Annotated in this window: 5 protein-coding genes and 1 pseudogene; 3 read left to right on the top strand and 3 right to left on the bottom strand. The window is 65.6% G+C overall.

Going from position 1 to position 6277, the window contains the following annotated elements; all coding sequences use genetic code 11:
• Positions 1-186: 186 nt before the first annotated feature.
• Positions 187-1383 carry a multidrug effflux MFS transporter gene (locus tag FBT96_RS09405; RefSeq protein ID WP_136906041.1) on the bottom strand — a complete coding sequence of 399 codons (1197 nt, stop codon included), beginning with the start codon at positions 1381-1383 and terminating at the stop codon, positions 187-189.
• A 107-nt stretch (positions 1384-1490) separates the two neighbouring features.
• Between FBT96_RS09405 and FBT96_RS09400 the strand changes: the two genes are divergently transcribed.
• Positions 1491-2162 carry a TetR/AcrR family transcriptional regulator gene (locus FBT96_RS09400; RefSeq protein WP_136906040.1) on the top strand — a complete coding sequence of 224 codons (672 nt, stop codon included), beginning with the start codon at positions 1491-1493 and terminating at the stop codon, positions 2160-2162.
• A 65-nt stretch (positions 2163-2227) separates the two neighbouring features.
• Here FBT96_RS09400 and FBT96_RS09395 read toward each other — a convergent pair whose 3' ends face one another.
• A complete protein-coding gene (locus FBT96_RS09395; protein WP_136906039.1) occupies positions 2228-3046 on the bottom strand; it encodes a helix-turn-helix transcriptional regulator in 819 nt (272 codons plus the stop codon).
• A complete protein-coding gene (locus FBT96_RS09390) occupies positions 3046-3570 on the bottom strand; it encodes a YbhB/YbcL family Raf kinase inhibitor-like protein (RefSeq protein ID WP_212635378.1) in 525 nt (174 codons plus the stop codon). The genes FBT96_RS09395 and FBT96_RS09390 overlap by 1 nt, the downstream gene beginning before the upstream one ends.
• A 399-nt stretch (positions 3571-3969) precedes the next feature.
• On the opposite strand from FBT96_RS09390, the gene FBT96_RS09385 reads away from it, so the two are divergent.
• Together FBT96_RS09385 and FBT96_RS09380 are read left to right on the top strand one after the other, a co-directional pair.
• A complete protein-coding gene (locus tag FBT96_RS09385; RefSeq protein ID WP_136906037.1) occupies positions 3970-5328 on the top strand; it encodes an alanine/glycine:cation symporter family protein in 1359 nt (452 codons plus the stop codon).
• A gap of 615 nt (positions 5329-5943) precedes the next feature.
• Positions 5944-6277: pseudogene (locus tag FBT96_RS09380) on the top strand (hypothetical protein); the annotation flags it as partial.

The following is a 6277-nucleotide window of genomic DNA, read 5'->3' as shown; positions in this document are numbered from 1 at the left end:
GTCACCGGCGCCGTCGTCGGCGGCGCCGCGGGCTATTTCTGCCGCGACCTGAACGTCCCCGGCTGCCGCAACGGCTGACCCCAACGGCGGGGGCTGCGCCGGGTAACCGTCCTTTCGGCGCAGCGGGCCGTGGTGCCAAGCCTTGAGGCCGGGGCCCGGGACGGCTTCCGCAGGACAGCTCCGCCGTCACCTTGACAGGGTGTCGGACGGGAAGGCCGCAAAGGCGATGGCCGCCGCCCCGATCCCGCATCCCGCGATCACGCACACAAGCGGCAAGGCGGTTCCGTCGGCCAACGCGCCGACCGCGCCGCTGGCCGCCGCCGCGCCGACGAACTGGATGGCGCCCAGCATGGCCGCTGCGGTGCCGGCGATGGATCCAAACGACGCCATGGCCCGCACGCTCAGCACGGGCATCACCATCCCGGCCTGCGCCACCACGAAGAAAAGCAGCAGGCTGTGCGACCAGACACTGGCCAGCCCCGCGAGTTCCATCCCGACCAGCGCAAGGCCGCTGACCATCAGCACAAGCGTTGCAGCCCGTGCCACGGCATAGGAGCCAAACCGCCGTGTCGCGGGGGCGCTCAGCTGGTTGGCGATCACAAGGCCGACCGCATTGAGGGCAAACAACACGCTGTATTCGGTCGGCGACAGGCCGTGAACGGAAATGAACACGAAGGCCGAACCGGAGATATAGGCAAAGAAGCCCGCCTGCGCGACGGCGGAGACCAGAACGAACGGCAGGAACTGGCGGCTGCCAAGCAAGCTGAGATAATGGCGGAAGGCCCGGCCGGGATGGCTTGCACGTCTGATTTCGGGGGCTCGGGTCTCGGGCAGGGCAACGGCGACACAGACGATCAGGGCAAGGCCGACGAGGGCCAGCACGAGGAAGATCGCTTTCCAGTCGGCAATGGCCAGCATCGCGCTTCCGGCAAGCGGTGCCAGCACGGGGGACACGCCCAGCACCATCAGCACAAGGGCCATCATCCGCCCTGCCGCATGACCGGTGTAAAGATCGCGGATGACCGCCATGGCAATGACCATGCCGATCGACCCGCCCAGCCCTTCGATTGCCCGGAACAGGATCAGGCTCTCGACGGAACCGGCGAAGGCGCTGCCCAGGGAGCCAAGCACGAAGAGAGCGAGGCCGAAATAGGCCAGCGGCTTTCTGCCGTAGCGATCCGACAGCGGGCCGTAGAACAGCTGCCCCAGCGTCAGACCGGCAAAGAACACCATGAGGCTGTATTGAATGGTGCCTTCATTGGTCCCGAGGTCGGTCACCATGGTCGGCAAGCCGGGCAGATACATGTCGATTGCCAGAGGGCCGAGCGCGCTGAGGCCCCCCAGAACAAGCGCGATGGTTGGAGAGGGTTTTTCGACGGTCATTTTGAATCTTGCCTTGGTTGCGACGGTGACAGATAAGGAACCCGCGGGTTTCTCATCTTTAGGGAACCCAAAAGTTTCCTATTGTCAAGAGGCCACGCGAAGACAACATGACCGAGGAGAAGCGAACGGCGGGGCGGCCCAAGGCACTTTCCGATGAGGAGCGGCGCAACCGCATTCTGGATGCGGCAGGGGCGTTGTTCATCGAAGCGGGCTATGAGGCGACCGACATGAAGCGCATCGCCGAGCGCTGCGGCATGTCGAAAAAGACCCTGTATCTGGTCTTTCAGAACAAAGAGGATCTTTTTGCGACTTTGGTTTGCGATCCAAGGGCCTATGCGTCGGCGCCCGATGTCGATCTGGCCGGAGCCTCGGGCGAAGCGCGGCTGGTGGAAATTCTGCTGCGCCTTGCCATGTGGGTGCTTGCGCCCCGTCAGATCGGTCTGACGCGGCTGATCATCGCCGAGGCCTTCAAGACCCCGGAGCTTGCGGGCCGGTTTCGGGAGCAGGCAATCGAGATTGGCCGCCGTTCGATCATTGCCGGGCTGGATTTCCTGAGCGGCCCGACGCGGACCGGACCGGATGTGGAGCAGCTTGCCTCCCTGCTGTTCGGCGCGGCGATTGCGGATTTGCAGTTGCGGGCCCTGGTGGGCGAAAACATCGAAGAGGCCCGGCAGGAAGACCGGCTGCGCGAAAACATCCGGCTGGTGGTGCAAAGCCTTCTGCGCGCGGACGGGACCGGCCCGGATCACCTGCCGCCCGAAACGCCGATCCGCGCCTGAAACACCCGACCTTTTCGCAAACAGGGGCCGGGGGGCGGTTCGGCAGGGGCGACTGCGCGAAGACCCTAGCGCTGGTGCCCCCGAATGGCCGAGGGCGCAAAGCCGAAGCGGGCGCGAAACCGGATTGCGAAGCGCGAGGCCGAGGCATAACCCACCTCCGCCGCGATATGGCCGATCGGCAGATCCGTTGACTGCAACAGCCGCATCGCCATCGACATCCGCATGTCCGCCAGCAGTTCGGCAAAACCGGTTCCGGTCTCGGCCAGATGCCGGCGCAACGAGGATTCGCTCATCGCAAGGCTCTCTGCCACCTCCGTCATCGTCCAGTCATGTCCGAGCCGCCGCGCCAGCAAATCGCGCACCCGCCGCTCGGTCGTCTGCTTTTTGACCGGGTCAAAGCACACGCCCTGTTCGGCCAGCCAGACCAGCATTTCCACCAGCCGATGCCGCGCGATGCTGTCGGGAAGCCTGCTGGCCCCGTCAACCGCGTCAAAGGCGCGATCCAGCGCCTCGATCAACGGCGGCGAGGCGGGAAATTTCCGTGCCGTGGCAAGCGGTTCGGCGCTTTGCTCTGCGCGGAAGGCCGCAAGGATCGACCCGTCCCAGACAAGCCACCGCGCCTCATAGGTGCCGTGGCTGTCCAGGTGGTTGGTGATGTCGAGGCTCTGCCCCCCGGCGATTGCGACGACATCGCCTGCGACCAGGCGGCAGCTATAGTTGCCATCGGTGATTTCCTTCACGCCCGCCCGGATCTGGATCAGGGTTGGCTGCTCCACCCGAATCCGGGAAAAGCGCAGGTCGCATTTTTGCAAGATGCGCGCCGTGGTGCCGACAAGGGGGCGGGTCTGGATCGTCCGTCTGTCTGCGGCACCACGGCTGTGCATCAGCGTCCGGCCTTCAGGGTCAGCGTTGCCTTGGCAAGCGCGTTCATGTTGGTCATCATGCCGATCAGCGCGCCCGACGCATCCGGCGGCAGATCCAGCGCGGGCACCTTCATTGCGGTGACCGAGATGACATAACGGTGCGTCTGCCCAACGGGCGGGCAGGCCCCGCCATATCCCGGCGCGCCGCCATCGGAGTTCATCTGCACCGCCCCCTTGGGCAGGGCCGCAAGACCCGATCCGGCGCCTGCGGCCAGGTCCGTGGCCGTTGCCGGGATATTGGTCACAATCCAGTGCCACCAGCCCGAACCGGTCGGAGCGTCCTGATCGTACATGGTGACGACGAAGCTTTTCGTGCCCTCGGGCGCGTTCTTCCAGGCGATATGGGGCGACTGGTTCTTGCCGGTGCAGTGCATGATGTTGGCAAAATGGGCCGGGGCCAGGCTTCCGTCAACCGCATCGTCAACGGTCACGGTGAATTCGCTGGCCAGCGCGGCTCCCGGCCCGAGCAAGGCGGCAGCTGCCATGATTTGAAGTGTCTTCTTGAGCATCGGATCCTCCAGGGGGTTTGATCTTCGAAGGATATGGCGCGAAAGACGTCTTCGCTTGGCGCCGAAAACGTCAATTGCGGTGCCGGATCAGCCAAGGGGCGGCCCCCTCCGGCTTGCCCGGCAAGGCCGCCCGCGCGGGGCGTCGTTGCGCAACCGGGGATCAATCCCCCTGCCCGCAAGACCCTGGCGCCGGATCGGGCCGCGGGCGCGTCTGCCGGAGGGTGTGGTGAATCGCCGGGTTGAACTTGGGTCTGAAGCGACCTTAGGAAAGCGCAGCGAACACGGCGCAAGATCCCTGCGATGCAACGTGCGTCGCACACCTGCGTGTCTTCCCGGGGAAGACGGAGGTGCGAGGGACACAGAGGAGACTGGCGTTTGGAACTGATTCATACCTTCTTCAACTGGCTGAACGGGATCGTCTGGGGCGTTCCGATGATCGTGCTGATCATCGGCACCGGCTTCTACCTTCAGCTTCGTCTGGGCTTCATGCCGATCCGCAAGCTGATCTACGGCTTCCGGATGATCTGGAAAAGCCGCACCCCCGGCGCGGATTCGGAAGGGGAAATCACCCCCTATGCGGCGCTGATGACCGCACTTTCCGCGACCATCGGCACCGGCAACATCGCCGGCGTCGCCACCGCCATCGCGGTCGGCGGCCCGGGGGCGCTGTTCTGGATGTGGGTCACCGCCTTTGTCGGCATGGCCACGAAATACGCCGAAGTGGTCGTCGCGGTGAAATATCGCGAAGTGGACGACAAGGGCGAACACGTCGGCGGCCCGATGTTCGCGATCAAGAACGGGCTGGGCAAGAACTGGCGCTGGCTGGCCACCGCCTTCGCCTTCTTTGGCGGTCTTGCGGGCTTTGGCATCGGCAACATGGTGCAGGCCAACGGCATCGCCAGCGCCGTGCAGAATTCCTTCGGCATCGAGACCTGGATCTCGGGCATCGTGATGACGGTGCTCACCGGGCTGGTCGTGCTGGGCGGGATCAAGCGCATCGGTGCAGTGGCGGAACGGATCGTGCCTTTCATGGCGATCCTCTATCTGATCTGCGTGAGCGTGGTGCTGGCGGTCTTTGCCGAAAACATCCCCTCGGCCCTTGCCACGATCATCACCGATGCCTTCACCGGCACGGCGGCGGCGGGCGGCTTCCTTGGCTCGACCATCCTGATGGCGATGCGCATGGGCGTGGCCCGCGGCATCTTCTCGAACGAGGCGGGCCTTGGCACCGCCGGGATCGCCCAGGCTTCGGGCTCGACCTCGAACCCGGTGTTCTCGGGCGTGATCGGCATGATGGGGACTTTCATCGACACGATCATCGTCTGCACGCTGACCGGTCTGGCGATCATGGTCACCGGCGTCTGGACGAACGGCGAGACCGGGGCGATGCTGTCCTCCTCGGCTTTCGAGGCGGCGATGCCGGGCTATGGCAACTATCTGCTGACGATCAGCCTTGCGCTGTTTGCCTTCACCACCATCCTCGGCTGGGCCTATTACGCCGAGAAATGCTGGGAATTCCTTCTGGGCACGATCAGCGAAAAACCGTTCCGGCTGCTTTGGACCATCGCGGTCTTCTTCGGCGCGACGCTGAGCCTCGATTTCGCCTGGCTGGTGGCGGATACGCTCAATGCGCTGATGGCGATCCCGAACCTGATTTCGCTGCTGCTGCTGTCGCCGATCATCGTCAAGCTGACGCGCGACTACTTCGCCCCGGGCGGCGAAGGCGGGAACTGAGACCACGACCGCCGGGGCATTCTGTCGGACGCCCCGGCTTTCCCTGGACCCCGGCTGGAACCTGTCCGGCGCGTGCCCTGGGCGGGGCCGCAAGCCGCCGCGATCCATCGGCAGGACGGCCTGCAAGCGCAGAATTTCTCCAAGCGCTGCCCGGCGCCCGATCCGGATGCAGATCACCGGCGACGGCACTTCGGCGCGCCCGAGAGGGTCGACGCAAAAAGTCCGGCAAGCAATGTTATGTAGATAGAGCTCGCAGAGGATCGTCGACGGGTTCGAGGTGACGCCGTCGCGGCCGCAGATCTCGAACGAGATCATCAGGGCTGCGCGCGGCCTGATCCGCGTCGCCGCCCGGCATGCCACCTCTCGGGGATAATACCCGACCATTTCACTAAATTATAATCTTGAAACCCGGCCTCTGCTCTGACATGGTCGCCGCAGGCAGCAAGTCCCGCAGGGGCATGCTCTTGCCGGGTCCGATCGATGGGCGCCGACAAGAGGAGCGACCTTTCCGCAACATCCCCGCTCCGCATCGCCTTGGGCGATCGGCGTTTTTTTGCGGCGCGAGGATACAACCCCAGCGCGAAAGACGCCCGCGCGCAATGCCGAGGTCACTGCATGACCAAGCCATCCCCCGCTTCGAACGCCGATGTCGGCGCCCCCGTCGGGTTCGACCAGCCCTTCGCCTTTCGCAACGCCGCCGGGCGGATCTGCGCCGCGGGTCCGGGCCGCGCCCTCGCGCGGGGCACGCGCGAAAGCCTGGCCGATCGCCTCGCGCCCTTCTTTGCGGGCCCGCCCGATGGCGCGGTGATCGGCGGGGCCTTGCCCTTCGACACCACCCGCCCCGACTGCCTGTGGCAGGCCGCGCGCGGCGACGGGATCTGGCCCGGCGATGCCGTCGCGGCGACGGGCCCCGCCCGCCCTGCACCCCCGCCGCCTCCCGCCCCCCGGC

This window comes from Rhodobacter capsulatus (assembly GCF_005144475.1).
Lineage (GTDB): Bacteria > Pseudomonadota > Alphaproteobacteria > Rhodobacterales > Rhodobacteraceae > Rhodobacter > Rhodobacter capsulatus_C.
This window is presented reverse-complemented; position numbering and strand designations above follow the sequence as displayed.